Source organism: Nioella aestuarii (assembly GCF_050896395.1).
GTDB lineage: Bacteria > Pseudomonadota > Alphaproteobacteria > Rhodobacterales > Rhodobacteraceae > Nioella > Nioella aestuarii.
This window is the reverse complement of sequence record NZ_JBPBBA010000045.1, coordinates 1-26,432: the sequence shown is the minus strand read 5'-3', so window position 1 is coordinate 26,432 and position 26,432 is coordinate 1. Positions and strand designations below refer to the sequence as shown.

Genomic DNA, 26,432 nt, shown 5'->3' with positions numbered 1-26,432 from the left:
TTATCAGACGTCAGCCGCTTCAGCTCAGTGGCATTCGGAATGCGAACCTTCGCAATAATGTCAGACTCTTTCCAAAGGTCTTCCACCGTGGCGATCACCTGAACGTCGGCAGCTTCATAGTCTGCGTCCAAAAATCCCGCCGCTTCACCTGCCCCGGCTTCGATCAGGCACTGATAGCCCAATTTCTGGATCATACGGGCAGAATCCGGGGTCATGGCGACGCGTGTTTCCCCCGCGGCCACCTCTTTGGGCACGCCAAATTTCATCGGTTTTCTCCTGGTTATTCAGTCGTCGGTTTCGCCGAGCGGCCGTAAGAAATCGAAGTCGCATCCCGCATCGGCCTGAAGCACGGTTTCCGCATAGAGCCGGTCATAGCCGCGCCGCTCCTCTGGCGGGACGTTCACCGGCTGCCATTCGGCACGGCGGCGGGCAAGTTCATCGTCGTCCACCAGCAGCTCGATGGACTTGTTGGCCACCGACAGCCGAATCCGGTCGCCATTGCGCACCAATGCCAACGGACCACCAACTGACGCCTCGGGCGCCACATGCAGCACAATGGTGCCAAAAGCCGTGCCCGACATGCGCGCATCTGAGATGCGGACCATGTCTTTGACGCCCTTTGAGCTGAGTTTCTTCGGGATCGGCAAATAGCCCGCCTCTGGCATGCCGGAGGCGCTTTTGGGCCCTGCGTTCTGCAACACCATGAAATCGTCTTTGGTGATGTCGAGATCAGGGTCATCCACGCGGTTTGCCAGATCTTCCAGCGAGGTGAAGACCACCGCGCGGCCTTCCTTCTCGAACAGCGTCGGATCGGCGGCGGAGCGTTTCAGGATCGCACCGCGCGGGGCGAGATTGCCGAAGAGTGCAACAAGTCCGCCCTGCGGTTCCAGCGGGGCTTCGGCCTTCGAGATAATCCGATGATCGACATAGCCGGGGTCTTCCTCCAGCCGGTCGCCAAGCGTCGTTCCCGCGACTGTCAGCGTGTCGAGATGCAGAAGCGGTTTAAGCTCGCGCAGCACCGCGCCCACGCCACCGGCGAAGAAGAAATCCTCCATGTAATGCTGACCCACGGGCTTGAGATTGACCAGAACCGGCGTCGTGTCGGACAGTTCGTTCAGCCGTTCGAGCGAGATCTTGATCCCGAGCCGACCGGCAACGGCCGTCAGATGGATGATCGCATTGGTGGACCCGCCGATAGCTAGCAGCATCCGAAGCGCGTTTTCGACGGATTTTTCGGTGATCACCTGGCTCGGGCGGATCGGATGGTCGATCATCCGCGCTGCTGCAAGGCCAGAGGCTTCGCCCGCGCGTAGCCGGTCGGCATGAACCGCCGGGATCGCCGCCGTACCTGGCAGCGACATGCCTAGCGTTTCCGAGATGCAGGCCATGGTCGACGCCGTGCCCATCACCGCACAGGTGCCTGCCGTGGTCGCCAGCCGCCCCTCGATATCGCCGATCTGGGTCGCGTCGATCTCGCCCGCGCGGAACTTGCCCCAAAAGCGGCGGCAATCAGTGCAGGCGCCAAGCCGCTCCTCCTGATAGCGCGAGGTCATCATCGGCCCCGCCACCAGTTGCACCGCCGGCAGATCGGCAGAGGCCGCGCCCATCAGCTGCGCGGGCACCGTCTTGTCGCAGCCACCGACCAGCACCACCGCATCCATCGGTTGGGCGCGGACCATTTCTTCGGTGTCCATCGACATCAGGTTGCGGAATTTCAGGCTGGTGGGGTTCAGGAACACCTCGCCCAGAGAGATCGTCGGAAATTCTATGGGCAGCCCGCCGCCGAGCAAAACGCCGCGCTTCACCGCGTCGATCAGTTCGGGAAAGTGGCGGTGACAGTTGTTGAAGCCGGAAAAGCTGTTGGCGATGCCGACGATAGGCTTCTTCAGCACCTCCTTGGAATAGCCCATGGAGGACGCGAAGGAATTGCGCAGGTAGACCGAGAAATCCCGGTCGCCATAGTTGGTCAGCCCACGGGCGAGGCCCTGGTCCTTGTCGTCGCTCATGCGCCCAGCTCCGGCAGTTTGGTCTTGATGTATTTGGGGTTCAGATAGTCATGGACGCCGAGCGACCCGCCTTCGCGTCCCATGCCGCTTTCCTTGATGCCACCGAATGGGGCCTCGGCGGTGGCCAGCAGCATTTCGTTCACGCCGACCATGCCAAGTTCGAGATCCTCAGAGGCGCGCGTGGCTAGGCCGAGGTCGTTGGAAAACACATAGCCCGCCAGCCCGAAGGGCAACGCATTGGCGCGCTCCATTACCTCGTCATAGTCGGTAAATGTGGTGATCGGCGCAATTGGGCCGAAGGGTTCCTCGGTCATGACCATGGCATTGTCCGGCACCCGGCCCAGAACCGTGGGTTCGAAGAAATAGCCCTGGTTGCGCCCGTCGGGAACCCGACCACCGGCTAGCAAATCGGCGCCCTTGGCAACCGCATCCTCGGTCATCTTGCGGATCGTCTCGACCCCACGGCGGTTGGCCATCGGGCCCACCTGAACGCCCTCTTCCAGACCAGTGCCGATCTTCAGCCCCTTGGCGATCTCCGCGAAGCGGCCCGCGAAGTCCTCGTATCGGGATTCGTGGACATAGAACCGGGTGGGCGAGATGCAGACCTGCCCGCAATTGCGGAACTTGGTGGGCGCGCAGATCTCGGCGGCCTTTACGGGGTCGAAATCCTTGAACACCACGACGGGGCCATGCCCGCCCAATTCCATCGAGACCTTTTTCACCCCCTCTGCCGCCAATGCGAGGATCTGTTTGCCGACCGGCACCGACCCGGTGACCGAGACCTTCTTGACGATGGGCGACCGAATAAGCTGTTCCGCGATGGCACCGGAATTGCCGGTGACGAAATTTACCACGCCCGGCGGAATGCCCGCATCATGGCAGGCCTGAACCAGAGCCGCGCAGGAGGCGGGCGTTTCGCCCGCTGGCTTGATGATGATCGAACAGCCCGCCCCAAGCGCCGCCGCGATCTTGCGGGCGGGTAGCAGCGCGGGAAAGTTCCATGCGGAAAACGCAGCAACCACGCCGACCGGCTGATAGATCACTGACATGCGGCTGTCGGGTGTGCGTGCCTCGATGATCTGACCATAGAGCCGCTTGGTTTCCTCGGAATACCACTCGAACTGATCCGCCGCCGCGCCAGTTTCGCCAAGCGCCTCTGCCTTGGGCTTGCCGGTTTCCAGCGACATAAGAGTCGCGATCCGATCAGCCCGCTCGCGGATCAGCTCCGACGCGCGCCGGATCTTGGCAGCGCGGTCCCAGGTTCCGGTGCGTCTCCAGACGGCGAAGCCCTCGCGCGCGGCCTCCAGCGCCGCGTTCACATCGGCCTCAGTCGCCATTGCAATGGTGCCAAGCGCGTCCTCGGTCGCGGGATCTGTAACCGGTTTGGTCTGGCCATCCGATGCGGGACGCCATTCCCCTTTGATATAGAGGTCGAGATCTTGATACATGGTGTCCCTCAAATCTTCGAGTTCAGGTAAGCCGCCTGGACGTCATCCACCCAGTTGCCAACATTCCACGAGCCGTAGGCCCCCATGGACGCGATCGGGTCGCGCCCTGCGTAGACCGGGATATGGACCAGCGACAGGCCGTCATGGGAAAAGGCATTGTCGAGGGCGGCATTTAGGCTGGCCTTTGTCGTCCCCGCATAGACCGAGCGAACGCCGGAAACGGCCCCGGCAAGCGTGGCGTAGTCCACGGCAACGGAGTCATTGGTTTTGAACTCGCGCCCGTACTGGTCGTATTGCAGCCCGGTGATCGCGGCCATGCGGCGGTTGTCGAAAAGTGCGATCATTCCGCGAACCCCATGTTCCACCGCGTCTATCAGGATCTGCGGGTTCATCATGAACGAGCCATCGCCGGTGAAAGCGATGCCATAGGGTGCTTCAGCCTCTCCGGCCAGCCCAAGCAGCGCAGAACCTGCAAAGCCCATGAAACTGGCGCCGGTTTCGGTAAATGTCTGGCCCGGCAGGTCATCCTCGACGATCTGGAAGCCATTGGCCTGCACGTCGCCCGCATCGAAGAACTTGATCGCCCCGACGCGGTTGGCGAAGGAGGAAACCGTGTGGATCGCGGCAGGCTGTGTCAGGACGGGCACTTTCCAGACCGCGTCCATGATCGGCGCGGCCCCGATCCGTTCTGCCTTGAAGCGGGTCCACTCGTCCTTCTTTGCTTCGCAGGCTCGCAACCAGTCGATGCGCAATTCGGCCCCCGTGCCCTCGCCAAGGAAGTCCAGCAGCTTGCCGATCACGGCAGATATGTCGCCGGGCAGCCCCACGGTGTTTGAGTAGTGGTCGAGATCGTCGAAATCGCCGTTGATGTTGATGACGGCCTTGGCATTGGGATAGCCCGCGCCGGAACAATCGGCCTGGCACACGCCCCGGCTGCCGATGATGACCACGGCCTCGGCCTGTTCCATCGCATGATTGCCGCTGATCGAGCCCTTGGAGCCGCCTACATGCATGTTCTGCACATGCGCATCCATCATCACGCCGGTCGACCCGGGCGACAGCACCACCGGCGCACCGATCCGCATGGCGAACTCGCGCAGCGCCTCGTGGTGCTTGCGAGTGCCGCCCCCTGCCTTGATCGTGACCTTTTCGACCGTGCGCAGGATGCCTGCGGCTTCCGCGAAGGCATCCTGGGTCGCGGGCACCAGCGCGGGTTGCGCGCTGCGCCCCGGCAGCGTGCCGGTGTTGACCTTCACCCGCGCGGGCTGCGTGTTGATTGGTAGAAGGATGTAAAACGGCCCGGCCTTATAGGGGTGATGTACGCAAGACGTGCCCCGGCGCAGGCATTCACGCAGGGCGCCTGCCGTGTGCAGCGTATAGGATTGCCCCATCAACGCTCCCATCTTGCCGAAGATCCCCTGTTCGGGCTTGGGCACCTGCTGCATGTTGTAGCCTTCGCCGCGTGTCGTCTCATCCCCGTAGATGTGATAGACGCCGACGCCATTCGATGCGGCTGCCAGCGACCCCGCCATGGCCTGCAATCCCCCCGGCCCGATTGACGTGACCACGGCGGGCGTCTTGCCGGTAACCCAGGCGTGGGCCGTAGCCGCATGGGCCATCTCGACCTCATTGCGGCAGTTCACGACATTCACGACGCCCTCTTCGTGGTAGATGCGCAGCACCTCACCCAGATCGGTCGAACCATGACCGAATATTGCATAATACTGCCGCACGCCCTGTTTCAGCAGCCCTACGATTAGCGCTTCCGAAAGCGTCAGCTCAATGATGCCTCCGCCGAAGGTCATGTCCACATCGGCCTTTGCCAGCCGGGCGGCACGGGCGCGAATTTCGCGGGCGATGGGATCGTTCATTTCGGTTTCATCAAGCATCGGACACTTCGACCTCGTTCTTGAGTGGTTTTTTTGCCTTGAACTCGCTCACGGCCTGAAGACCGATCACCAGCAAGGCGAGAGAGAAGAAAATCAGCACCGTGGGCGAGGTGTAGAAGATTTCGGGATCGCCCATGGACAGCATCATCGCGGTGCGGAACTCGTTTTCCAGCGTCGGCCCCAGCACCATGCCGAGAATGATCGGTGTGATTGGCACCCGGAACGAAACCAGCACATAGGCCGCAACCCCGATCGCCCCCATGGCGTAGATGTCAAAAACGCTGTTGCGGATCGAAAAGGCTCCGATGGCGCAAAGCACCAGCACCCCAACCGCCAGCAGTTCTCGGGGAATTTTCAGCACATGCACGAACAGGCGGATGCCCATCAGTTGCAGGCCAAGCACCCAAAGATAGGCCAGCACCACGGCGACATACATACCATAGACCTCGCCCGCGTGGTTCATGAACAGGGCAGGCCCCGGGGTGATGCCGTGGATCATCAGCCCGGCCAGAACGATGGCCGTAGCCGGATCGCCCGGAATGCCGAGCGACAGCAGAGGGATGAGCGTGCCGCCCGTGACCGCGTTGTTGGCGGTTTCCGGGGCTACGACGCCTTCGATATTGCCCTTACCGAAGGTCTCGGGTTTTTTCGAGAACCGCTTGGCGTGATCGTAGGCCAGAAAGGACGCGATGGCACCGCCGGTGCCGGGAATGGCGCCAATGCCGGTGCCCATGATTGAGCATTTGATCATCAGCCAGAGGTTTCGGCCAAGAAGGCGCATCGACGGAAGTTCCGCTTTTACGCGGCTGATCCTCTGGGACTTTTCGGACATCGATGTTTTGACCGCGAAGGCCTCGATGATGAAGGGCACCGCGAAGAGGCCGATCATGGCCACCAGCAGGTTCACCCCCTGCATCATGTTGACGCTGCCGAATGTCATGCGCTGGACGCCGTCGATGGTATCCAGCCCGACGGTCATGATCATAAGGCCAAGCGCACCGCTGATAAGCCCCTTTACCAAGGACCCGCCACATAGGCCGCAGATCGTCGACAAGCCAAACAGGACAAGCGCAAAAATCTCTGCCGGACCGAAGGAAATGGCGACGCGCGACACCAGGTCGACCGACACGATCATCACGATCAGGCTGAAGATACCGCCAAAGACGGAGACAATCACCGCCGTGCCAAGCGCGATGGAGGCATTGCCCTGCTTGGTCATTGGGTGGCCGTCCAGCACCGTGGCTGCGGCCGATGGTGTGCCGGGAATGCCCAGCAGGATTGCCGAGACCGAGCCGCCGGTCATGCCGCCGATATAGGTGCCCAACAGCAGGCCGATGGCGGGCACCGGGTCCATGCTGAAGGTGATCGGCAAGGCCAACGCCAGTGCGACCGTAAAGGTCAGTCCGGGGATCGAGCCGAAGATCAGCCCGATCAATGCCCCGAGACCGATCGAGGCAATGGCCATGGGCGTCATGGCAGACGCGAGAGCTTGGAGGAAAATGTCCATGGCGGTTATCCGATATTGAACCAGCTGCCGTTGGCCAGGTAGATCCCGAGAAGCTTCTCGAAGAACAGCCAGCAGCCCAGTGTCATGCCAAGGGTCATGCCGAGGATCGTCTTCCACGATCTCAAGCGCAGATGGATGACCAGCACGAATAGGATGAGAATGGGGGTAGCGATCAGGAAGCCGAGTTTCTGCAAGAGAAACCCGTAGGCAGAGATTTCGATAGCCACGAGGATCATGGATCCCCAACGTTCGGAGGACGCCTCATCGATGGCATCCACATCGCCCGCGCCTGCCTTGCCTGCCGGGGTTCGACCCAGCAGATAGGTCCGTATCAACAGCAGGACACAAAGCCCCCCGAGGATGATCCCGAGCACCATGGGAAAGGCTCTTGGTCCTATGTCGCCATGACCCCAGCCCGTCGGGATCGTATCAATGACCAGCCAGGTCCAGACCACCGAAAGCGCCAGCAGGCTCAGGCCCAGAGCTATGTCTTTTGCACTGTTGGTCATTGATACGTCTCCTGCTGTTCTGGCTTACTGGGCCATGCCGAGTTCGGTCAGCAACGCGCCATAGAAGGCATCGTCCTCAGCGATCACCGCACCGAATTCGGCGGCAGGCAGGAAGGCCGGGGTAAAGCCGATATTCCCGGATGCTTCCTGGAATGCATCGCTCATGACGGCGGCTTCCGCAGCGGCCTGAAGGGCGGCAACAACGTCATCGGGGGTGCCCGCCGGGGCTGCAAGCCCGCGCCACATCGAGATATTCACGTCATATCCCTGCTCCATCGCCGTCGCGACATCTGGAAGCACGTTGACCCGCGTGTCACCGGTCACGGCCAGCACGTTCAGCTCACCTGCTTCGACATAGGAGGCAAACTGGCCGGGCCACTGAATGGCGGCGTCGATCCGTTCCGCCAGCAGTTCCACCGGTGCGCGCCCGTCGCCATAGGCGATATAAGCCACCTGCTCGCCGATCCCGAGCGCATCGAAGAGCGCCGCAGAGGTCAGGTGGGTAAACGACCCGCGCCCGGAAATGCCGACGCGCAGCACATCACCGGAGGCCTGAACGGCTTCGACCATGTCAGAGAGGTCTTCCCACCCGGTCGACGCATTCACCGCCAACGCCGGGATCTCGGTCGAAACCCGTGCAATCGGTGCGAAGGCCTCGTAGTTGAAGTCAATCCGGCCCATGTGGTTACCGGTGTTGATGGAATTGGAATTCCAGACGATGTTGTAGCCATCCGCGGGCGTGTTCACCACGTAGGAATAGCCGACCGCGCCACCGCCGCCGGTGCGGCTTACGGGCACGATTGGCTGGCTCATTTCCTGCGACATCAGGTCGGTCAGAAGCTGTGCGATGGAATTCGCCGTGCCGCCGAACAGGATGGTCATCTCGATCGGCCGGTCGGGGAACTCCGCCTGAGCGGTCCCGGCGAAGCTCATCGCTGCGGCGGCCAGCAGGCCGGTTGTGGCTCTGCGCAATGTCTTGATCTTTGTCATTGTCTTTCCTCCCAGTTGGTTGGTGTTCTGCGCCCCCCTCCTCCGGAGACGCGGTCTTTCACGTGTCAGAGACCTCTTCTATGGGCCTCGGCTCGATCCTGCCGTGCCGACTGCGCAATCAGTTCGCGGCCCGGCGTGTGATTGCGTAGGGCGTCGAGGATCTTTTCGGGCGTGGCAGGCAACGATTTGATGCGCACGCCAATGGCGTCGTAGATTGCATTCATGATCGCGGGCGCGGTCGGCACAAGCGCCGGTTCCCCGATGCCCTTGGCCTGAAGCGGGCTTAGCGGGTCAGGATCTTCCACAATCGTGCAGTTGATCTGCGGGATGTCCAGAGAGGTCGGCAGGATATACTTGGCGAACCCGTGGGTCGTCGTATAGCCGTTCTCGGTCTGATAATCCTCCATCAGCGCCTGACCGAGCCCCTGCACCACGCCGCCTTCGATCTGGCCTTCAACACCGCGTGGGTTGATCGCCCGGCCCACGTCATGCGCAGCCCAGATACCCAGCACCTGCACCTCGCCTGTCCATGTATCGACCTCGACCTCGGCGATCTGGGTGCCGAAGACATAGGCCTGCCAAGGGCTGCCGGAGCCATCGACGGGATCGAGCCCGGTGCCATGCGCGGTGAAGGACGCCGAGCCCACGGGCACGACGCCGCGGCCCTTGCAGGTCTTCACGGCCTCGTCCATCGACATGCGCAGGTTCGTGTCCTGCGCCCATAGCTCGCCGTTGAACGCGCGCAGGCTATCAACCGGCACATCCCAGTGATCGGCGATCTCTGCGAAGAGCTTGGCCCGCGCCTCGCGCGAGGCCAGCGCCACGGAATTGCCGATCATGTAGGTCTGGCGCGTGGCACCCGCATGGGCCGCCTCGGGCGAGCGCGAGGTATCGTTGTCGCCGATGGTGACATCCTCGGGCCGCACGCCCAATTCCTCTGCCGCGACCTGCGCCAGCACCGTCAGGATGCCCTCGCCGATCTCGGTCACGCCGGTCACGATCTTGGCGGTGCCGCCGTCATCCAGTTCGGCCCAGGCCCCGGCCCGGTCGATGGTGGCGGTCCGGGCGATGCCGTACCAGCTGGACGCCATTCCGCGTCCGCGCATCTTGCGGTTCATGATGCAACCCTTTCATCTGTCTTGGGGGGTTCCGGTGCGTCGCCGATCCGGGCGCCCAGCGTGCAGGGCTGGCGCGTGTCCGGCCCACCGAGGTCGCCGCGCAGGGCGCCGCGCACCTTGGGTGCGCCCGCCTCCCAACGCGATGCCTCTTCCGCCGCATCCAGAACCCGGTCGAGCGAGGCAGTGGTCAGTTCCTGCTGCGTGTGCGTGCGTGAACCGATCCGCATCATGTTGATCCGGCGCAGTTCGAACGGGTCCATGTCCAGCGCTTCGGCGGCCATGTCCATCATGCTCTCGGTCGCGAATTGCGCCTGCATGCCTCCAAAGGTTCGGAAGGCGCCCGACGGCGTGTTGTTGGTGTAGACCACCTTGGTGTCGACCTTGAGATTATGCACCTCGTAAGGCCCGCAGGACAGGATCGCCGCCTTGCGCATCACGCCCTCGCTGGACATGCCATAGGCACCGCCATCGCTGAGCATATCGAACTCGATCGCGGTGATCTCGCCCGACCATTTCAGACCCATCTTGTAATGCACCTTGGACGGGTGGCGCTTGGCCGATGCGACAATGCTTTCCTCGCGGGTGAAGTTCAGTTGCACCGGTCGATGCGTCTTCATCGCCGCCAGCGCCAACATGCCCTGGTAGATCATGTCTTCCTTGCCGCCGAAGCCGCCACCCACGGCGCTCATGATGAAGCGCACCTTGTTGATCGGAAGGGCAAGGATTTCGGCCAGCATGTGGCGGTGATGGGTGATGTTCTGCGAGGGCGAGAGCACCGTGACCACATCGTCATGATCGACATAGGCGATGCCCGCTTCCGGCTCCAGGTAGGCATGTTCCACCTGTTGCGTGGAGAATACATCCTCAAGGATCAAGTCGGCCTCGGCAAAGCCCTTGTCGATGTCGCCCTTGCGGATCGGGATATGCTTGATGACATTGTCCTGCGCATAGTCGTGGATCACCGGCGCGCCGGGTTTCAGGGCATCCTCGGGCGCGTAGATTCCCGGCAGTTCCTCGTATTCCACCTTGATCTTTGTCAGCGCACGGCGCGCGGTGACCAAGTCTTCGGCGGCGACTGCTGCGACCGCCTCGCCGAAGTGGCGGACCTTGCCACGTGCCATCACTGGCTGGTCATGGACGAAGACGCCGAACCCGTCGGTTCCGGGTACATCGGCAGAGGTGATCACGCAGGCCACACCGTCCATTGCCTCGGCCTCGCTGGTGTCGATCGACACGATCCGCGCATGGGGCATTGGCGCACGCAGCACCTGCATTTGCAGCATGTCCACCATCTTGATGTCAGCGGCGTATTTCAGGCGGCCAGACACCTTGGAGGGTGCATCCAGACGGCGCACATTGGCCCCGATGAAGGAGTCTCCCGTCGCGTCCTCGTCCAGCGCGGTTTCCGGCAAGCGGCCAGCGATCACGTCGCGGGCGATCTCGACCGCCTCGAAGATCTTCGTGTAGCCGGTGCAGCGGCAGATATTGCCCCCAAGGCGTTCCTTGATCTCCTCGATCCCTGCATCGGGGTTTTCGCGCAAGGCCGAGGTCGCCGCCATTACCATGCCGGGAATGCAATAACCGCACTGGCTGGCCCCGGTCTTGTGAAAGGCCTGCTGCACCGGGGTGAGCGAGCCGGGCCGCGCCAGCCCTTCGATGGTTTCGATCTTCGCCCCATCGGCCTTGGCGGCGGGCATCAGGCAGGATTTCACCAGCTTGCCATCGACGAAGACGGAACAGGTGCCGCATTCGCCCGCGCCGCAGCCTTCCTTGGTGCCGGTCAGGTTCAGATCCTCCCGCAGAAAGTCCAGAAGGCGTTTATGCGGGTCGGTCTGTTTGGCGACCTTGCGGCCGTTCACATCCATGATCAGGTCGATCTTAGGCATTCTCGGTCTCCCTGAAATTCTTGAACTTGGCGCCGATTTCCGGCTGGTTGGCGAGCGCCTCTTCCAGCCCGGCGCGCACGAAATTCACTACCACGTCGCGACGGTATTCCTTGCGGCTGCGTGACCCGACAGAGTCTGCGGCGCTTTCCGCCACCCGCTGGATCAGCTCTTGGGTTATGCGTTCTCCCTTCAGGCGCCGTTCGGCCTCGCGCAGGCGGATTGGCCGTGGCCCGACCCCGCCAAGCGCAAGCCGAACATCCTCGAAAACGGTGCCGGTGCTGTCGGCCCGCACCAGAGCGGCACAACAGGCGACCGAGATCACCAGCGACCGGCGCTGGCCCACCTTCTGGAACGATCCGCCGTAGCCATAGGCGCTGTCGACCGTTACGGCAGTGGCGATCTCGCCCGGCTGAATGGTGGTCCGGCCCGGGCCCTCGATGAAATCCATCACAGGAACGGACCGACGCCGAATATCCCGGCCTTCCAGCCGCGTCAGTTCGATCTCGCCGTTCAGGGCCACAACGGGCGGGGTGCCGTCAGCAACCGGTGAAGCGTTGACCAGATTGCCGACGACGGTAGCCTGCTCTCGGATCTGGTCGTCGGCAAACCAGATCGCGCAATATGGCATGCAGGGAAGGTTACTCATCAGGGTGCGGTCGGTCAGGAAGTCCTGATAGACGGTCGAAGCCCCCAAACGAATGCGCCCCTTGTCACAGGAATATCCCTTGAGTTCAGGGATCTTGGTGACGTCGATCAGCGCTGGAATCTCGACATCCCCTGCCCGGCCCTCACGAGCCCAGGGCAGGATGTCGGTGGCACCGGAGACGAGCCGGCTGCCTTCCGGTGCATCGGCCCAGAGGGCCAGCGCCTCTTCAAGGCTTCTCGGAACGTGGTAGCTTTCACAAATCAGCATGGCTCGTCTCCTGACTGCCGGTTATTCCGCCGCGACCTTGCCGGCCTCGGCATGCTTGTTCTTCACCACCACCTTGATGGCATCCTCGACCCGGTCCTTGGCGTAGCGCAGGGCCTCTTGCAGGTCGGTCATGTCGAAGGTGTGGGTGTGGATCAGGGTGGCGTCGAAGCGCTTCTGGCGCATGAAGGCCTCGGCCCGGTGCGTGGCGGTCTTGCCCTCGCCCCGGATGCCATAGAGGTAGATGTTGTTGCGCACCAGATAGGCGACATCGACCTCGGGGCTGTTATGGGGGAAGGCCGCGAGACAGATCTTGCCGCCCCGGTTCACCATCAGCGCCGCTTCGTTCACACCGTTGGGTGCCCCGGCACATTCGACGACATAGTCGACGCCCTTGCCACCGGTCAGTTCGCGGACCTTCTCGACCGCGTCTTCGTTGCGCACGTTGATCACGTGATCGGCGCCAAGCTGCTTGCCAATCTCCAGACGGTTGTCGCGGGTGCCGGTCAGGATCACCGGCTGCGCGCCAAGCGCCTTGGCCACGGCCGCGCCCATCAGACCGATGGGACCGGGGCCGGTCACGACCACGCTTTCACCAGCGACGAGGCCGCCCAGTTCGGTCAGGCCATACATCGCGGTGCCAGCCGTCACGACCAGCGTCGCCTCTTCGTCGGTCATGTTGTCATCGACATGAACCAGCGTGTTGATGTTGTTCACCGCGTATTCGGCAAAGCCGCCATCGGTGGTGAAGCCGTTGGCGCGGTGGCCCTTGTCCACGTCGCCGTAATTCTTGCCGTAGTTATGGCAGGAGGTGTACATCCCCTGACGGCAGCGCTTGCACTGGCCGCAACCGGCGTGGATTTCCACCGTCACACGTTCACCGATCTTGTATTCATCGACACCGGGGCCGAGCGCTACCACGGTGCCCATGTATTCATGGCCGGGGGTGAAGTTCTTGTTGAACGGGTCGCCGCCATGGATCTGGGCGGGCGGGCCGTGATGAATGATCTCCAGATCGGTGGCACAGATTGCAACCGCATCGATACGCACGAGGACTTCCGCCTTGGCCGGAACCGGAACCGGCTTGTCCGCCAGCGTCAGTTCACCGGGGTCGCCCAGAACCCAGGCTTTCATCGTCTCGGGCACCGGGTAATCCGGGCTGGTTTTCACATTGGCGGGAAGCGTCATGATCTGTCCTCCTAAGGGTTGTCAGTCGGGCTGCTAACGTTGCGCGTTTCGCAGCTTGTTTGAGAAAGTGTTGGCGGCATCGATCATCTGCCGGGTCAGGTCTGCCCTGCGGTCCTCGGTAGCCTCTTGGGCGGCCAAGGTGACCGAGATCGACGCCACGACCGCACCACCGCCCTCGCGGATGGCAGAGCCGATGCAGACGACGCCCTCGCGCAGTTCTTCGTTGTCGATCGCGTATTTGAACCGGCGCACGCTGCGCAGTTCCTCGACGATGCCAGAAAGCGAGGTGATCGTGTTGGGGGTGTAGGCCTTGAGGCCGTTGGCTGAGATAATGCGCACCAGCTCGGTATCGGGAATCCAGGCAAGGATCGCTTTACCGGTGGCAGTCGCATGCAGCGCAGTCATTTTCTCGACTTCGCTTGGCTCTTGCATCGTGGTCAACGGGCCGGGAAAGCTGACTTTCGTCAAAAGCGAGGTCTCGCTCAGCACTGCGAGCTGAACGCCGAGACCCAGGTGCTGCCCAAGGCGCCGCAGGTCCTCACGCAGCAACTCGGCCGGTTCGCTGTCATGTTCCAGTGTTTCGAGCAGTTCGCGTATCTTCGGGCCGAGCGCATAGCCCCGGCTGCGGCTGAGATGGGTCAGATATCCGCGCGATACCAGCGTCATCACGAGGTGATGGCAGGTCGACGCGTTGAGCCCGGTGCGCTCGGAGAGGTTCGATAGCGTGATTCCATCAAGTTCGCCCGCAGCGAGCTCCAACAGCGAGAGCGCCCGATCCACGGATTGGATCGTCCGCCCTGACTTGGGCTGCCCGGCAGATCCGTATTTCTCGGCACCTTGCGTTGCCGTCACAGGGATCCTGAGATTTCGATCAATCTTGATGGTCACGTTGCATCCTCCACGTATAGGGTTCTCCAGAAGCCCCAGATTACGCAAATTAATTCGATCATGTCGCCGTTAATTTGCTAATATGAAATTCATCAATCGCCTCGGAATCTCGGTCACGTTCCCCTCGCAAGGCACTTTCTTGCTTACTTCCAGATGGTTAGAGCACCGGAACGCAAGTATTGGGAGGCCATCGGCAGACTGCGCTGCGACTCCCCGAAGCCAGCCGATATGACACGTCCCATACCCTTAATCCGGTAGCCCGACGCGAAATCGACTCATCTGAAGGAGATAATTTCACAATATGAAAATTTGGCTGCAAGCTGAGAATTTCCTTGCCGCAGGCTTCAGACGCGCCACATTCGGCATTGCGAAGGGATATCGGGTTGAGAATGATCACGATTGATTTAGGTCCTGTGCCAGCAACGTGCGCAGGCCAGACGCCATGCGCCCCATGGCAATTGAGGAGCATTGCACGATGAAACACATCACCTACGTAAGCCAGGCCCAAAGGCCCATGTCTCAGGACGACCTGGCTGGATTGCTCGAACACAGCCGTGCGCGGAATCTTCAAGATGACATCACCGGTTGCCTCGTTTACCGCTATAATGACGACTACGACCGCGGCAACTTCCTGCAGGTCCTTGAAGGGCCAGAAGCCGCAATCGACGACGTTTGGAGACGCATCTCGTCAGACAACCGGCATCACACCATTGTCATTATCGACGAGGGCTCCATAGAGGAACGCATGTTCTCGAACTGGTCGATGGGCTTCCGGAATCTGGATGCCGAGGACCTGAAACACGCCGAAGGTTTTTCCGATCTCGGAAGCGACGCCTTCTGGGCACAGATCAATGAGAAAAACCTCTCAAACGGTCTGGAGCTTCTGAGGAGCTTTTACGACGGCTGAGTCTGAACCAGGCGGCAATGACGCAGAATAGAAATGTCATGTTGAGCTGCCCAGGGTTAGTGTGAGTTGTTTTGTAGAGCGCGTTGGCAATGGCGAAGAGCTTTCGGGCAACGGTAGTGAAGAAGACGTTGTGCGCTATTTCAGCCGTGCGAAACGGTTGCGGAAGGTTCTTAGGTGCAGCTTGCAATGCGAAGCGACTAGTGCGGCCCGGAACCGGACATGATGTAGCTATCCCAAACTTCAGCATTTTCCCGCATAGCGGAAATTGCTCCGGATCGCAGCGAAGGTCTGGTTTCCGCCCTCTACGTGTGTGGCGTCACTCACGGCCCGGAGCCGACCTTGCCCGTGAGGTCGGACGCCGCATCGCAGCTACACCGAAGCGGCCATTCATGCAGGCCGCAGCATTTTCGGAGGGTGAAGGTCGGCAGAGCGAGACAAAACCGCCGTTTGACTGCTACGGAAAAAGACGGGTTCGGGTAGTTACACGGTCAACTGAGTTGCGGATGATCGCCTGATGAGACTCAGCCGCGCCCCAAATCTCATTTGAGCGGATCAGCTGGTGCGGCCGGTGCCGGACTGGTTGACAATGACTGCAGTTCAGCAATGACGTCGGCAACGTACATGGCGATGTTCAAGTCGAACTCCATCTCCGGGCGTTCGTCGGTGTAGGATTCCACACCGATGATCCGATACCCGTTACCGTCTTGAACAAACAGAGGCGAGCCACTGTCACCCTGAACCGTATCGCACTGATGGATCAATGTGTTGTCGGCCCCCAATTCTATGAACGGGCAATCGAGATTTCCGGTTAGCACGTCAGGCTGGTCGGCACTGTAGCCCGCTTGCAGGATGTCTGGCCCCGCACCGGCTGCGTAGGCGGCGATCTCAGCCGGGCTCAGGGGGCCGAGTTCCATCCAACCCAACTGGTCCCCGAGGGGTTGATCGAGGAAGACAAAGGCGAAATCCGTCCCCTCCTGCTCGGTTTCGCGCCAGGCACTTGGGACGTGGTACGAGGTTACACCAGCGCGTGCCACTTCTGTTTCGTTCTGATAGCCGGCGCGGAAAGCGACGGGTGGTGTGTCCTCGTCGCCAGCCTCGTATACGATGCAATGGGCGCCGGTCAGCACGATGTCAGGCGCGATCAGCGTGCCGGTGCAGAAACCCTCGGTAAACTCAACCAGGCCGATCATCGACCAAGGCGCCACAGTCGGGTCGACAACAACGCGGTCGTCTGCGCCAAAAAAGGAGCGCCGGATTTGCGCATCGAACGGCTCAAGCTCGGTAAATCCAAGCTCAGCCGAGAGATAGTTTCCTTCGGGGTCGGAATAGGTGCCAACCCAGATGTCGTACACCCCATCTACCGGGGCGGCAAACGTGACGGCAGAGTTCAAGCCATAGGTGTCATCGTTGCAATACCATGCCCCATCTGGCCCATTGACCAGCAGTACGGTGTCGTCGTCGGAAAGGGATGTAATCGACAGGGGTAAGCCGCTTCCGGTTTGATAGTTCAAGCGAAAATCGGGGGCCTCAGTAAAGTAACCGGCGCAGAATTCCCCGCTGGCCGCATCTTGAAATTCTCCTTCGACGGCGCCGCCCGCCAGAACATAGACCCAGTTCGGATCCGTCGGAAACCCTGCGCGCAAATCGATCACGCCGAAGGTTGGGTTAAGAGAGGCTTCTTGTGCAAGGGCGGGGAAAGATCCAGCAAATGCCGCTGCGGAGAGAATGGTGTAAGTCAGATGGCGCATTGAAACCTCCCGTAGACCCCGCCACCGCTTGGGCGTACGAGAGCGTGAACATTTTTTGTATGTACAAGGAAGGCCGGCCCCTATGGACCCGAGGCCAAACACGCTCGGCCTAAATAGACTTGGCCAATGCAGGCGACGATTATGCCGTTCCGAGTATTACGGATAAACGCAATGGTAGAGGCATCCACGCAATCCACCAACGATTAATTCGATCGAAGTCCCTACATCGCCTCGCCGCGTAGGCGCTGGACGTCACTGGGTTTGGTTCTCAGGCGATCCTGCAGCTGCGGCTGTCACGGGGCCGCGGCGGCCCTAAATGGCGGGGCGGTGTAGGGTTAGTGGTAAGTGGTGAAACCACCCGGTCTTGTTTGAGGGGCAGCAGATGGATGTCGTAATCCTCTTTGGCGCGGGCCCGAACGGGTTGAACCTATCATCTTCGACCACGATTAACGTTGGGGCATGCACGGAAGGATCAATTGGTTCCTGTCACTCAGTCGAGGTCAGCGCCTCTGCCTTGAACCCAAAAAGGATTCCCTTTGCTGGTATAGTGGGCGCGAGGGTCATCCCTGCTACCGTACATCCATGCCGAAAACCCTTTGATCGCCATGACCGGCAGCTCCAAACGAATGAGAGTGTCGGATTGGGGGCCGAAAAAACATCCCATCGCAGCGATGCCCCGCGACAATGAACACCCCGATGTTGAATTCTGCCTGAACAATGCGTTGTAGTTGATCGAGACCATTGCCGGGTTTCTAATTGTTTTAACCGCACAAGCGTCTTCCACTGGCGTATGATAGAACGATTGAAACAGCCCGACTGCTAGGGCACCGGATCCCCGAGAATGGAAGGTTCTTGATATGAACGACCCGAACAAAGCCGGAAGCTCCACAGATCCGACCACTGAAAAAGTTGTTGCAGACGAAGTCAGTTTCCGCGCGCGCGCCTTGGAATTGGAAATGCGCGAACGGGTGGATAACAATACCCGCGAGCGACTTGATGCGACCGCGAATTTTGTCGGCATCGTCGCCGCGGTCGTCTTTGGTGTCTTCGGATTGGGGACCTACCTTTTGGTTCAGAATCTTGTCCGGTCAGAGGTTGAAGCGCAGATGCGGGTCCATGCATCGGATCTTCAGACTCGGGTGGATCAGTCGATCGAGTTACAGAGCCTCCGGATCAGCGATAGCGTCGGAAATCAGTTGGACGCCATGCGACGTGAACTCGAAACCACGGTTGCAAGTCTAGAGGCTACCGCCCGCGAACTTGAACTGACCGCGGCTGCCCTAGAGGCGGAACGATCGCTCGCGTTGTTGCTCCCGCTCGTTGTGGGTGAAGCGATCGATATTGATGCTGATGACGAAGAAACCCTCGGAGATGTCCTCACCTACTCCGAAGAGTTGGTGATAGCCTCAATGGCGCAAATAGCGCCTGCCCTGGAGCAATTGGACGGGTTCACCTTTGATCTGGCGATGCGCAGGATCGAGCGCATTCTTGATGTCTTCTGGGAGCGGGGTCGATATCACGAGATGCACGAAACCCTGACCTCCATGTCGCCTACACTGCTTGAGAGATTGCTGGGGCACGAAACTCAGGGGGTCTTGTACACGGTTTCAGACGGTCTGGCCTCTGAATTGTTGATAGAAGGCAGCTTGCCGCCTTCCAGGGCACTGATCTTGCAACTTGTGCAGCGGCAGTCGGTTCGGCCCACTGACTATGCTGCCGAGCCTATGGAGATGCTGGACATATTCCTTGAGGCAGAAGCGCGCGGATGGACGTCTGAGACGGTTCGCAACCGCCTAGCCGAGGCGGCCGATCAAATGCCATTGTTCGCGGAGTTATTGCTCCACAATCAAGTGTGTTACATCGCAAGTAATCTGCCCGCTGATCCCTCTGAATTCACCATCCAAGAAGCCAATCTGGAAGCTCGGCTATCAGCGATTTCGTCAGCACTTGATGATTCTCCACTCAACCAAGTATGCGATGCGCTTACGTATTAGGATGGTCAACAGTGACGCTTTGGCAGGCACAATAGTTTTTGGATTCCCTTTGCGAGGTTAGGGTTTCGTCAGACGTTCCTCTGATGGCCCCTGCCGGGGGGGGCATTGAAAAACCTTAGTGTCAGAACCCTCAGCCGCTTAGATACGAGATCTGCGAGGTCGACGGCTGATAGGAAGAGCTTTGGGCTCCAGTTGTATCGGGTTGCCACGCGCGGTCAATCTTTCAGCCTGCCGAACATGATCTCAATCCGAGCGCCGCGTTTGCAGCGGTGCTTATCCTATTTCACCGGTTCTTCGCGCTGTTTCCTGTCTGGGATGCAAGCGCGCACGAGCAGTCGCAGAACGCTGAAGAAACGCGACGCGCAGCAACTTTGGTCGTTTGCGATTAGAACAAAATATGCGCTTTGGGGCACGTAGCGGACTTGTGGCGGCGAAGCAATCGATTGATCCTCGCCAGGCGGCATGCTGTCGCTTCACGGCCCTTTCCGGACCTTCAACCGGTTGCCACGCGCTGCCGTGCAGCTTCCCCAAACCAGCCATTCATGCGCCGCGCAGCATTTCGCGAAAGCGGAGGTCCGCAATGCGGACGAAGCGGCCGTTCGCTACAGGGCGGCACCAGTGATCCCGTTTGATGACCGCTGTGCGGGACAAAGCAGATGTAAGAATCTCTTACCGTGGTTGGCGCACTCGGCAAGTCTCTTGGCGCGCTGGGCGATTGAAGGTGTGCCGATAAAGCTGTATTCGAGGCGTGGAGGTGCCCATGTCGCGAGCCGCTACTGCGCCAACTGTCCATGTCGGTAAAGCCTGGCGCTTGATCCTGTCCGATCTAGGATTGAGCTCCCATGTCGTACTGCGCGGCGCTGGGCTCCCTGCCGGATTGCTCGACGGAGACGGAACCCGAATCCCGCTCGTCGATTTCTACGCCATTTGGGAGACCATGGCACGGGAAGCCAACGACCCCGAACTGGCGCTTAAGCTCGGTCAGGTCGTATCGGTCGAGCTATTCGATCCGGCCTTCTTCGCCGCGATGTGTTCACCTGACATGAACACAGCGGCCCGACGCCTTGGAGAGTTCAAGCGATTGGTTGGAGCATTCAGCCTTGATGTAGAGATACTGAATGACGTCACCAATATCAGCTACAACTGCAAATACCGTCCTGATGTTCCACTAACTATGGGGCTCGCGGAGATCGTTTTTCTGGTGAGCTTCGCTCGTCGCGCAACTCGGCAGTCGATCACGCCTGCCCGTGTGACCGTGCCGTTCGAGGTGACTGACTTCGAAGCCTACGGTGCGTGGTTCGGATGTTCGGTTTCGAAGGGAAAAAGCTTCACCCTGACTTTGTCTGCAGACGACGCCCGCCGTCCGTTCCTTACTCATGACGATAAGATGTGGGAGTTCTTTTAGCCCTCTCTACGGAGAAGGATGGAGGATGCGAAAACCGATGTCTCGATGCGCGCGCGTGTCGAGCATGCGCTGACCGAACTCTTGCCTAGTGGTCGGACGCAGATTGAGGACGTTGCGCGCGAACTGGCGGTGAGCAAGCGGTCGCTGCAACGACGCCTCGCCGAAGAAGGTACGAGTTGGCTGGAAGTTCTGAACCGCTCTCGCGAGCGTTTGGCACGCCATTATCTTGGATCGACCAACTTGGGCGTCGGCGAGGTCAGCTTCCTGCTTGGTTTCGAAGACCCCAATTCGCTTTTCAGGGCGTTTCAACGGTGGACGGGGAAAACGCCGGAGGCATGGCGCGCGAACCTAAGGGCTTGATCGCGCGCCTTGGCGTGCTTGGCACGTCGATTGGCGCGCCCGGCGAGTGATCCCAGCGGTGCAGTTCGCATATCTAAAGCATCTGATTGCGAACACCCATTCGATGCGGCGAACGAAGGTTGCGCAGATCTACCGGAAGACCGGGAACCTTCGCGCGGTGCAACTCTTGTTGGGCCACACCAAGATGGACAGCACGGTGCGGTATCTTGGCGTCGAGCTGGAAGACGCACTGGCGATCGCGGAGGCGGTTGAAATTTGAAAATCTGGGCCGTCTGTGAAGACGGCCCACAACGGTTGTTGGGCTCAGAGAAAACGAGAGTCCAGGTCAAGTAGTTAACGTAGGGTTTTCGCGGCGAATGCCATGGACACTTTTTAGATACGTTCGATGCAATGATGATCGCAACTGGGGGAGATGTAATTCTGGAGGCCCATCTTCACGTCAAGACAAAGGCCGACCTTGCGGCAAGGGCTGTGCTAGGAGGGAACGTCGATCCATTGCCAAAGGACATAGGGCTGCTGATAAAGGAAATGACCGTTCAGGCCCATGGCGTCCCCAGACCTTCGAAACGAAAAAGGCCTAGGAATACCGGGCAAAGCGGGACTTTCCGAACATCTTTCGATGTTCGGCAGGGGTAAGGCCGGTCCTACGTTTGAACAAACGTCTGAATGACGGTGTGTCGACATAGCCGACCGCCTCTCCGATTGCAGCAACGGGCGCATCAGTTGTTTCGAGCATTTGCCGCGCTTCCTCGATCCGAAGCGCGAGGACGTAGTCCTGCGGTGACTTGTTCGTGGCAGTGCGGAACCGCCGTGCGAAGGTTGTCGCGGGCAAGCCCGAGCGTTTCGCCATTTCCGCCACCGGGTTGCTACAGGCGTAATTGTCGGCGATCCAGCCTTGGGCCTGCGCAACGATAGCATCTGCATGAGGCGCCGTCGTAATCATCGAGCAATACGGCGCCTGGAGCTCTCCTCGGTCGGCCATTAACCAGACTTTCGCGGCCCGCACCGCTCTCTGCGTTCCTCCGTAATGCGCTATCAGGAACAATGCGAGTTCCTGCCACCCCGTTGTGCCGCCAGAGGTGACGGGGCCGTGGTCAGCCTGGGCAAAGCACAGCCCCCTGTCGGTGCGAAGGCGTACCTTCGGGTAGTGGCGCTTGAACAGGCCTTCCCATGCCCAATGGGTCGTCGCTTCCACCCCGTCAAGCAATCCGGCCTCGGCAAGATAGACCGCCCCTGTACAGGCGGAAACGATACGCGTTCTGCTCGGATCGCGAGAAGCTAGCCAGTCGAGGCCAGGATGCGCCTTTGGGTCTGGTCGCTCGTGCGGTGACAAGGTGAGCCCGGGTACCACGATAAGATCTGCCTCCCCGGCGTCTTCGAAGGATACATCTGCCACGATGCGCACGCCGCTGCCACAGGGAAACGGGTCGGTGCTCGGCCCCACAAGACGTACATCGAAAACCGGTGTCGCCTCATCGCCGCTCACCAATGCTTCCCAGTCCCGGCCAGCCGCCACCAGCGTGTCGTACAAGCCGAAGAGGCTGGAGGCGCTGGCCTCAGGTGTTGCGATGATCTGAACCGACAGGGACATTGGTAAACTGCCCGGAATTGATGAATTTGCCCCTGTTTTAACCTCTCCACCGCTCACGACCAAGGCGCGAGACCTCATAGGGTTGTGTCGATAGCATAGCACAGGAGGATGTCATGCTTGGACGAATCGTAAAGAACTGGCTAGGCCGTCGCGAGGCGGCGATCCAGACTGAGATGCCGAAACCGAGGAATGCCGACGGGGTTGATCTTCGAAATCGGGGAACAGGCTGCGCGGTGTCCGGTCTCGTCTGGCAATCTGCAATCTACCTTGGGCCAGGTGGGCCCGTAATGATGAGCCGCGCATCCTGACGCGGTCCCGCAGCCCCCTTAGCGTTCGCTTTTTTGGAAGCGCCGATGGCGCTAGGGCCAGTTCGGCCCAGACCGGCCATCCGCGGTAGTCGTCAGCGCTGCGCCGCAGCTTCACCAGACCGGCCATTCGTCCACCTTGCAGCATCTTCGGAGGGTGGAGGTTGGCTTTGTGGGACAAAGCGACAATACAGGGTTTGAGAACGAACACCCGCTTATCACGGACAATCAGAACTACTTTCGTGATCTTTTAGAAGATAACTATCTCGGCAGCCCCCTGCTTGGCCACTCAACAAGCCGCATCGTTGTGTTGGTCGTCAAATCTTCAGATCAAGGCGCGGCTTCCAAAACGGACGGAACAGCTCAATCTTGGGGCATCGGTTCATCACGACCTTGAGCCCCGCATCATCCGCGAGCTTTGCCGCCATGTCGTCGTATACGCCGATCTGCCCCCAAAGAACCTTTGCCCGTATGGCTATTGCTTTCTCAGCGAAACCATAGAATTCCTCCTTGGGGCGGAAGACGTCCACCATATCGACAGGTTTGTCGATCTCTTCCAGCGATCGGTAGACCTTTAGCCCCCTGATTTCCGAGACATTCGGATTGGGATTTACCGGCAGAATATCATAGCCGATTTCACTGAGTTGCCGCAGAACGCCATAGCTGAATTTCGTCTTGTCAGCGCTTGCTCCTACCATGGCGATGGTTTTGACCGATTTCAGGATGTCGGCAAGATACTTGGGGTCATAATCGTAGATGCGGTCGATATCTGCTTCGGGCATCGGTTAACCTTCCTTCGGCGTCGCAATGTCTGCCTTGAGTTCGTGCGGTTTAAGAGGGTCGAGGAACGGGTTGCGGTAGAGCTTGTCATGGCTCTCGACCCCGATCTCCAACGTGATGTCGGATGTCGCGCGCGCGACGCATAGGATCACATAGCCGTTGGCAATCTGCCGATTATTGAGTGCGACCTGCCGGCGCTGATCCACGGTGCCCATGGTCAATTTCGCTGCGCAGGTAATGCAGCCGCCATACTTACAGCCAAAGGGCAAGTCGACGCCCTGTTCGCGCAGCGAATCCAGCAGTGGACGTCGTGCGTCCACATCATATGTCGCGCCATCTCTGTTGGCGATCGTCACAGTATGCGTCGTCATAGCCAGATGTCGCTTGTACAATCACCGCCGGGATACCGGCTCTCGTGGCAGCGCGAGGGACCGTTTGGCTCGTCGCCAAAGTTGACGATGAAGTCCTCGTTGATCTTCATGCCACCGTTTTCGGGATCGCAGTCTATCATGACCATCACCCCGCCTTTTTCGCGGATCTCCGGATAGAACTGGTTGTCCCAAGTCGAGAACAGTGAGGTCGTGACATATAGTCTACGTCCGTCGAGAGAGAGTTGGAACATTTGTGGACCGCCAGCGACTTCAACTCCATTTACGGTTGGAGCTTTACCCAAAAGCCCGCCCATGAACACTTGGCCGGTCAACTTTGGGCTGTGCGGGTCGGAGATGTCGTACTGGCGCATGTCGCCGTGCAACCAGTTGTTCAGATAGAGGTATTTGTCGTCCATCGAGATCAGGATCGCCGACATCACTCCCGGCAGGGGGATCGGCCATTCCGGGTGCATCTCATTCTCGACGTCGATGATCTTTTCCCACTTCCACGCGCCATCGCTGTCCTTCCACCAGTGAATGACATTGGTTGACAGCGCGGCCCCACAGAACCCGTGCGTGCTGTCGGGGTCGTGGTGGAACTTGACCTCCAGCGGCAACAGCCCATCTTCGCCCAGATAGAAGCTCTCGACCGGTTTGCGCTTTTCGAAATCCCAGAAGTGCAGTTCACGTCCGTATTTCAGATGGCCCACTTCTTCCAGGTCGAAGCCAGGCATGAAAGTGTTGGGTGCCGCCCATTCCGAACTAACCATCACGTTGTGACGAGGCTGATACCAGAAGTCATATCCGAACTTGATATCTCCCATGGAGTTTTCCCACCGACCAACGATGTTGAACTCCTTGTCGAGATGCAGATAGCCCCCGGGAGCCTCTCCCTTAGCGTTTCCCAGGAAGGAAATGATGATCTCTGAACCCAGGCAATGGACTGTGTGTGGGCCTGACAGATCGGCCTTGGCCTTGATCTCAGCGCCTTCGATCACCTTATGCAATCGCGGCGCGCGCGGATCGGTGGCAGTATCAACGATGTGCAGATTGTTGGAACGGACGCCAGGAAGGATCAGGTACTTGCGCGACATTGAGCTGTCGTCATGGCAGGACGAGCAGGCATTCCAACCCATATGATGAAGTTCATCCCCAATCCCGGGCATCTCCAACCGGTGGATCACTTGAGAATAGGTCGGGCTTTCCGGGTCCACATCCACGGTTGCCAAGTAGTCGGGTTTTTGAATGCCTGTCCCTGTGTATATGGCGATCGTGTACAGCAGCTTCTCACGGGGGGCTTTGATGGCCTCTTGCGGGCTCCCATAGCCCGGTCCGCAGCAGGTTCCATCCATAACGTTCTACCTCCCTTGTTTCTGTTTCTCGTATCGTATATCGAAAATATCGTTATCGCATAGTGAGAAGAATGCATCTCGAACGCTTAGCGCTGATATTGGAGGTCGTTGGTCAGAAAGGACGCGCGACTGTTGCGGATATCTGTGCACAGTCCGATCTGCCTAAGCCTACTGCGTACAGGCTCGTTCAGGATCTTGTTTCGTCCGGACTTCTTGAATCCCCCGCGCGAGGGCAGTTTGCCATTGGGACAAGACTGAAGCGCATAACATTAAGCGATCATTCCGATTCTGCGCTTCTGGAGGTGATTGCGCCGGTGCTTGACGGTGCAGCAAGTGAGTATGGCGCCGCTTTTTTCCTATCTCGATTGCGCGGCCACTGGGTCGAGATTATTCATGTGGCGACACCACTGACGGGCGTGTCTTATCTTCATCCAGGTATGGGTAAACGGCCAGTACACGCGTGCTCTTGCGCCAAGGCAATTGCCGCCATGTCGCCAGAGTTGCTGTCTCATGACGAACTGAATGGGCAGCTCAAGCGATACACTGAGCGCACCATTACCAACCGAAAGGATCTGGCAAAAGAACTCGATACCATTCGAGCCAATGGGTACGCCGAATGTGTCGAGGAGCTGGAACGAGGTATAAGTTCAGTCGCAACGACATTGGGCGCAACAGGCGTTGGTTCGACGCTGTCCATTGGCGCCACAGCTTCGGTTCGGGTGTTTACCCCCTCAATGCGGGTTAAGATCGGCAAAGTACTGACCGTTATGTCGCATGAGCTATCATCTGCACTAGGATGGGATGGTGCAGACGCAAATAAGAAATCCGCCTAGGGTAGTGTTGGCCAAAGCAGTGCCGAAGGTTCGTGCCATCAAGTGGCATCGGAACGTTGTATGACCTAAGGGAGGTTTGCGGGCAACAAAGGAGGCTAAGCATGGACGGTGGAATGCGCGGCGGGTTCTTCGCAGTTAATGTCAAACCTGAGCACCGGCAGTCCTTTTTGCACGCCAGCATCTTCGAAGCGCAAAGTGTTGTCAGCGAGGATTCGGAGGTTTTCCAATTTCAGTTGATGGTGGACATGGCAAACCCCAATCGGTTCTATTTCTACGAAGTGTTCCGAGACGAAGCAGCTGTCCAGAACCACTGGGAATCTGAAGCTTTTAAGAACTGGTTGAATACTGTCAAAACGATGCTGGACGGCGACTGTCTGACGTCAGCGCCTATGGGACAGATTTGAGGTTTTCGTAACGGAGGTTTTCTGGTTCATCGCAGCCAATATG

The 26,432-nt window shown here is 59.6% G+C and carries 22 protein-coding genes and 2 pseudogenes; 7 read left to right on the top strand and 17 right to left on the bottom strand.

Features of this window, described 5'->3' with window-relative positions; genetic code table 11:
* The 12 genes and pseudogenes from ACROHD_RS18500 to ACROHD_RS18445 all read right to left on the bottom strand — a co-directional run.
* Nucleotides 1–266 (bottom strand): annotated as a pseudogene (locus ACROHD_RS18500) (Re/Si-specific NAD(P)(+) transhydrogenase subunit alpha); the annotation flags it as partial.
* Nucleotides 267–284: 18 nt separating this feature from the next.
* On the bottom strand, nt 285–2,006 hold the full coding sequence (locus ACROHD_RS18495; protein WP_432679894.1) for an IlvD/Edd family dehydratase: 1,722 nt from the start codon (nt 2,004–2,006) through the stop codon (nt 285–287).
* Nucleotides 2,003–3,454: an NAD-dependent succinate-semialdehyde dehydrogenase gene (locus ACROHD_RS18490; protein ID WP_432679893.1), complete on the bottom strand. Its 1,452-nt coding sequence runs from the start codon at nt 3,452–3,454 to the stop codon at nt 2,003–2,005. Before ACROHD_RS18490 ends, ACROHD_RS18495 begins: the two co-directional genes overlap by 4 nt.
* Before the next feature lie 8 nt (nt 3,455–3,462).
* A complete protein-coding gene (locus tag ACROHD_RS18485; protein ID WP_432679892.1) occupies nt 3,463–5,325 on the bottom strand; it encodes a thiamine pyrophosphate-dependent enzyme in 1,863 nt (620 codons plus the stop codon).
* 10 nt (nt 5,326–5,335) lie between these two features.
* Nucleotides 5,336–6,850, bottom strand: a complete 1,515-nt coding sequence (locus tag ACROHD_RS18480) for a tripartite tricarboxylate transporter permease (RefSeq protein WP_432679891.1) — start codon at nt 6,848–6,850, stop codon at nt 5,336–5,338.
* 5 nt (nt 6,851–6,855) lie between these two features.
* A complete protein-coding gene (locus tag ACROHD_RS18475; RefSeq protein WP_432679890.1) occupies nt 6,856–7,359 on the bottom strand; it encodes a tripartite tricarboxylate transporter TctB family protein in 504 nt (167 codons plus the stop codon).
* A 24-nt stretch (nt 7,360–7,383) separates the two neighbouring features.
* A complete protein-coding gene (locus ACROHD_RS18470) occupies nt 7,384–8,349 on the bottom strand; it encodes a Bug family tripartite tricarboxylate transporter substrate binding protein (RefSeq protein WP_432679889.1) in 966 nt (321 codons plus the stop codon).
* A gap of 65 nt (nt 8,350–8,414) precedes the next feature.
* The gene (locus ACROHD_RS18465; protein ID WP_432679888.1) at nt 8,415–9,467 is read right to left on the bottom strand and encodes a xanthine dehydrogenase family protein molybdopterin-binding subunit; all 1,053 of its coding nucleotides are present in this window, start codon (nt 9,465–9,467) and stop codon (nt 8,415–8,417) included.
* Nucleotides 9,464–11,353 carry a molybdopterin-dependent oxidoreductase gene (locus ACROHD_RS18460; protein WP_432679887.1) on the bottom strand — a complete coding sequence of 630 codons (1,890 nt, stop codon included), beginning with the start codon at nt 11,351–11,353 and terminating at the stop codon, nt 9,464–9,466. Before ACROHD_RS18460 ends, ACROHD_RS18465 begins: the two co-directional genes overlap by 4 nt.
* Nucleotides 11,346–12,266, bottom strand: coding sequence for an FAD binding domain-containing protein (locus ACROHD_RS18455; RefSeq protein WP_432679886.1), 921 nt, complete (start codon nt 12,264–12,266; stop codon nt 11,346–11,348). The genes ACROHD_RS18460 and ACROHD_RS18455 overlap by 8 nt, the downstream gene beginning before the upstream one ends.
* 21 nt (nt 12,267–12,287) lie before the next feature.
* Entirely contained in the window at nt 12,288–13,451 is a 1,164-nt protein-coding gene (locus ACROHD_RS18450; RefSeq protein WP_432679885.1) for a zinc-dependent alcohol dehydrogenase, read from the bottom strand.
* 33 nt (nt 13,452–13,484) lie between these two features.
* Entirely contained in the window at nt 13,485–14,339 is an 855-nt protein-coding gene (locus ACROHD_RS18445) for an IclR family transcriptional regulator (RefSeq protein ID WP_432679884.1), read from the bottom strand.
* A gap of 475 nt (nt 14,340–14,814) precedes the next feature.
* On the opposite strand from ACROHD_RS18445, the gene ACROHD_RS18440 reads away from it, so the two are divergent.
* Nucleotides 14,815–15,246: a BLUF domain-containing protein gene (locus ACROHD_RS18440; protein ID WP_432679883.1), complete on the top strand. Its 432-nt coding sequence runs from the start codon at nt 14,815–14,817 to the stop codon at nt 15,244–15,246.
* Nucleotides 15,247–15,785: 539 nt separating this feature from the next.
* Here ACROHD_RS18440 and ACROHD_RS18435 read toward each other — a convergent pair.
* Nucleotides 15,786–16,994, bottom strand: a complete 1,209-nt coding sequence (locus ACROHD_RS18435) for a trypsin-like serine peptidase (RefSeq protein ID WP_432679882.1) — start codon at nt 16,992–16,994, stop codon at nt 15,786–15,788.
* 857 nt (nt 16,995–17,851) lie between these two features.
* Here ACROHD_RS18435 and ACROHD_RS18430 point away from each other — a divergent pair.
* The 4 genes and pseudogenes from ACROHD_RS18430 to ACROHD_RS18415 all read left to right on the top strand — a co-directional run.
* Nucleotides 17,852–18,988 (top strand): hypothetical protein, encoded by a 1,137-nt coding sequence (locus ACROHD_RS18430; protein ID WP_432679881.1) that lies wholly within the window; start codon nt 17,852–17,854, stop codon nt 18,986–18,988.
* A 760-nt stretch (nt 18,989–19,748) separates the two neighbouring features.
* The gene (locus ACROHD_RS18425; protein ID WP_432679880.1) at nt 19,749–20,393 is read left to right on the top strand and encodes an AraC family transcriptional regulator ligand-binding domain-containing protein; all 645 of its coding nucleotides are present in this window, start codon (nt 19,749–19,751) and stop codon (nt 20,391–20,393) included.
* A gap of 18 nt (nt 20,394–20,411) precedes the next feature.
* Nucleotides 20,412–20,753, top strand: coding sequence for a helix-turn-helix domain-containing protein (locus ACROHD_RS18420; RefSeq protein WP_432679879.1), 342 nt, complete (start codon nt 20,412–20,414; stop codon nt 20,751–20,753).
* A gap of 94 nt (nt 20,754–20,847) precedes the next feature.
* Nucleotides 20,848–21,012 (top strand): annotated as a pseudogene (locus tag ACROHD_RS18415) (integrase); the annotation flags it as partial.
* A 318-nt stretch (nt 21,013–21,330) separates the two neighbouring features.
* Here ACROHD_RS18415 and ACROHD_RS18410 read toward each other — a convergent pair.
* The 4 genes from ACROHD_RS18410 to ACROHD_RS18395 all read right to left on the bottom strand — a co-directional run bounded on the left by ACROHD_RS18410 (nt 21,331) and on the right by ACROHD_RS18395 (nt 25,152).
* Nucleotides 21,331–22,344, bottom strand: a complete 1,014-nt coding sequence (locus ACROHD_RS18410) for a GlxA family transcriptional regulator (RefSeq protein WP_432679878.1) — start codon at nt 22,342–22,344, stop codon at nt 21,331–21,333.
* Nucleotides 22,345–22,966: 622 nt separating this feature from the next.
* Nucleotides 22,967–23,431: a CoA-binding protein gene (locus ACROHD_RS18405; RefSeq protein WP_432679877.1), complete on the bottom strand. Its 465-nt coding sequence runs from the start codon at nt 23,429–23,431 to the stop codon at nt 22,967–22,969.
* Nucleotides 23,432–23,434: 3 nt separating this feature from the next.
* Complete coding sequence (locus ACROHD_RS18400; RefSeq protein WP_432679876.1) at nt 23,435–23,800, bottom strand: 2Fe-2S iron-sulfur cluster-binding protein; 366 nt, start codon at nt 23,798–23,800, stop codon at nt 23,435–23,437.
* Entirely contained in the window at nt 23,797–25,152 is a 1,356-nt protein-coding gene (locus tag ACROHD_RS18395; RefSeq protein WP_432679875.1) for a selenium-binding family protein, read from the bottom strand. The genes ACROHD_RS18400 and ACROHD_RS18395 overlap by 4 nt, the downstream gene beginning before the upstream one ends.
* Before the next feature lie 71 nt (nt 25,153–25,223).
* Between ACROHD_RS18395 and ACROHD_RS18390 the strand changes: the two genes are divergently transcribed.
* Nucleotides 25,224–25,985: an IclR family transcriptional regulator gene (locus ACROHD_RS18390; RefSeq protein ID WP_432679874.1), complete on the top strand. Its 762-nt coding sequence runs from the start codon at nt 25,224–25,226 to the stop codon at nt 25,983–25,985.
* A 101-nt stretch (nt 25,986–26,086) separates the two neighbouring features.
* Nucleotides 26,087–26,389: a putative quinol monooxygenase gene (locus ACROHD_RS18385; RefSeq protein ID WP_432679873.1), complete on the top strand. Its 303-nt coding sequence runs from the start codon at nt 26,087–26,089 to the stop codon at nt 26,387–26,389.
* The last annotated feature ends 43 nt before the right edge of the window (nt 26,390–26,432 follow it).

What these genes read in the sequence shown, in the direction of transcription:
- ACROHD_RS18495 (WP_432679894.1), bottom strand. Translation starts at nt 2,006, where the DNA reads ATGAGCGACGACAAGGACCAGGGCCTCGCCCGTGGGCTGACCAACTAT.
- ACROHD_RS18490 (WP_432679893.1), bottom strand. Translation starts at nt 3,454, where the DNA reads ATGTATCAAGATCTCGACCTCTATATCAAAGGGGAATGGCGTCCCGCA.
- ACROHD_RS18485 (WP_432679892.1), bottom strand. Translation starts at nt 5,325, where the DNA reads ATGAACGATCCCATCGCCCGCGAAATTCGCGCCCGTGCCGCCCGGCTG.
- ACROHD_RS18480 (WP_432679891.1), bottom strand. Translation starts at nt 6,850, where the DNA reads ATGGACATTTTCCTCCAAGCTCTCGCGTCTGCCATGACGCCCATGGCC.
- ACROHD_RS18475 (WP_432679890.1), bottom strand. Translation starts at nt 7,359, where the DNA reads ATGACCAACAGTGCAAAAGACATAGCTCTGGGCCTGAGCCTGCTGGCG.
- ACROHD_RS18470 (WP_432679889.1), bottom strand. Translation starts at nt 8,349, where the DNA reads ATGACAAAGATCAAGACATTGCGCAGAGCCACAACCGGCCTGCTGGCC.
- ACROHD_RS18465 (WP_432679888.1), bottom strand. Translation starts at nt 9,467, where the DNA reads ATGAACCGCAAGATGCGCGGACGCGGAATGGCGTCCAGCTGGTACGGC.
- ACROHD_RS18460 (WP_432679887.1), bottom strand. Translation starts at nt 11,353, where the DNA reads ATGCCTAAGATCGACCTGATCATGGATGTGAACGGCCGCAAGGTCGCC.
- ACROHD_RS18455 (WP_432679886.1), bottom strand. Translation starts at nt 12,266, where the DNA reads ATGCTGATTTGTGAAAGCTACCACGTTCCGAGAAGCCTTGAAGAGGCG.
- ACROHD_RS18450 (WP_432679885.1), bottom strand. Translation starts at nt 13,451, where the DNA reads ATGACGCTTCCCGCCAATGTGAAAACCAGCCCGGATTACCCGGTGCCC.
- ACROHD_RS18440 (WP_432679883.1), top strand. Translation starts at nt 14,815, where the DNA reads ATGAAACACATCACCTACGTAAGCCAGGCCCAAAGGCCCATGTCTCAG.
- ACROHD_RS18435 (WP_432679882.1), bottom strand. Translation starts at nt 16,994, where the DNA reads ATGCGCCATCTGACTTACACCATTCTCTCCGCAGCGGCATTTGCTGGA.
- ACROHD_RS18430 (WP_432679881.1), top strand. Translation starts at nt 17,852, where the DNA reads ATGAACGACCCGAACAAAGCCGGAAGCTCCACAGATCCGACCACTGAA.
- ACROHD_RS18425 (WP_432679880.1), top strand. Translation starts at nt 19,749, where the DNA reads ATGTCGCGAGCCGCTACTGCGCCAACTGTCCATGTCGGTAAAGCCTGG.
- ACROHD_RS18420 (WP_432679879.1), top strand. Translation starts at nt 20,412, where the DNA reads ATGGAGGATGCGAAAACCGATGTCTCGATGCGCGCGCGTGTCGAGCAT.
- ACROHD_RS18410 (WP_432679878.1), bottom strand. Translation starts at nt 22,344, where the DNA reads ATGTCCCTGTCGGTTCAGATCATCGCAACACCTGAGGCCAGCGCCTCC.
- ACROHD_RS18405 (WP_432679877.1), bottom strand. Translation starts at nt 23,431, where the DNA reads ATGCCCGAAGCAGATATCGACCGCATCTACGATTATGACCCCAAGTAT.
- ACROHD_RS18400 (WP_432679876.1), bottom strand. Translation starts at nt 23,800, where the DNA reads ATGACGACGCATACTGTGACGATCGCCAACAGAGATGGCGCGACATAT.
- ACROHD_RS18395 (WP_432679875.1), bottom strand. Translation starts at nt 25,152, where the DNA reads ATGGATGGAACCTGCTGCGGACCGGGCTATGGGAGCCCGCAAGAGGCC.
- ACROHD_RS18390 (WP_432679874.1), top strand. Translation starts at nt 25,224, where the DNA reads ATGCATCTCGAACGCTTAGCGCTGATATTGGAGGTCGTTGGTCAGAAA.
- ACROHD_RS18385 (WP_432679873.1), top strand. Translation starts at nt 26,087, where the DNA reads ATGGACGGTGGAATGCGCGGCGGGTTCTTCGCAGTTAATGTCAAACCT.